1 protein-coding gene is annotated in these 1,223 nt (G+C 48.2%); it reads right to left on the bottom strand.

Translation table 11 applies throughout. From position 1 onward, the window contains the following. The coding region (gene brnQ, locus KDK16_RS12865) for a branched-chain amino acid transport system II carrier protein (RefSeq protein ID WP_257276431.1) at positions 1-1,011 on the bottom strand (1,011 nt) is incomplete at its 3' end. Between the last annotated feature and the right edge of the window lie 212 nt (positions 1,012-1,223).

The following is a 1,223-nucleotide window of genomic DNA, read 5'->3' as shown; positions in this document are numbered from 1 at the left end:
CTGGTTCAGGTTAAGGTTTGCAAACATCATGCAGGAGAAACTGATGGTGGCGACAATTGCCTTGTAATTGAGTTTTTCAGAGAGATCACAGAAATACTTCGAAGCAGCAGTGATCAAACCAATTGCGGTAGTTAGACAGGCCAGTGTCACGACTGTTGCAAGCAGTACATTGCCATAGATACCAAACAGCTTGTGGACATAAACGGATAAAATCTGGCCGCCGTTTTCCGGTTGCGGGATGACTTCGCGGCTCTGGGCACCCAGATTGAAGAGAGACAGGTAGACCAGCGCCAGTCCGAAAGCCGCTATACAGCCCGTTATGACAGAATATCTGACCAGGGCGCCGGGTGAAGTAATGCCGTGAGATTTCAGATTGGTGATGATGACAATGCCGAACAACAGTGCAGCCAGGGCGTCCATCGTCATGTAGCCTTCAAGAAACCCTCGAAAGAAAGGATTCTCCAGATATCCGTTCATGGGTTCACCGGCTTCTCCCATAGGGGAGATGATTGGGGAGACGCCAAGAACCACCAGTAACAGAATAAGGGCTGGTGTAATGATCTTGCCAACTGATTCAAGTAATTTGCCCGGATACAGGCTGAGGTACCAGGCAATTCCAAAGAAAATGATGCTGTATGCCAGCCTGGAAATGCTATCAGGCTCTTCCAAAAACGGGATGACACCCATTTCATAAGCAACAAGGCCGGTTCTTGGCACACCATAAATCGGGACAACAATGATGTAGATAAAACAACCCATCAGGACAATCGCGCTGCGCGGCAGTTCACGGGTGATCTCATTAAAGCCTCCTCCAACCCTGGAAATCATGACTACGGCCAGTAGAGGTAGAAGAACACCTGTTATCAGAAACCCGGCAGCTGCAAGCCAGACCTGGGTACCAGCCAGTTGACCTGCTAATGGAGGAAATATGAGATTGCCCGCGCCAAGGAACATGGCGAAGGTCATGAACCCCATACCAACAATATTCTGAAGGCTTAATCGGTGCTTCATGCGTCAGGTTCTGCCTTTGTTGAATGTTTATCTGGTCAGAAGCAGATGTCCATCTCCAGTCCCGGGAGACGAACGGTTTTTGCACTAAACAAACAGTATGGACGCAATTTCGGAAAGTGGTAGTCTGATCTGCCCTTTGGCTGGAATTTATTCAAGATGAGCAGAAGATTAACTTTTGTTAATCTTCTGCTCATTGGGTCTTCATTATAGGG

Source organism: Endozoicomonas sp. SESOKO4 (genome assembly GCF_024606275.1).
Note: the sequence above shows the minus strand (reverse complement) of the source record. Positions and strands in the feature narration are given on the sequence as shown.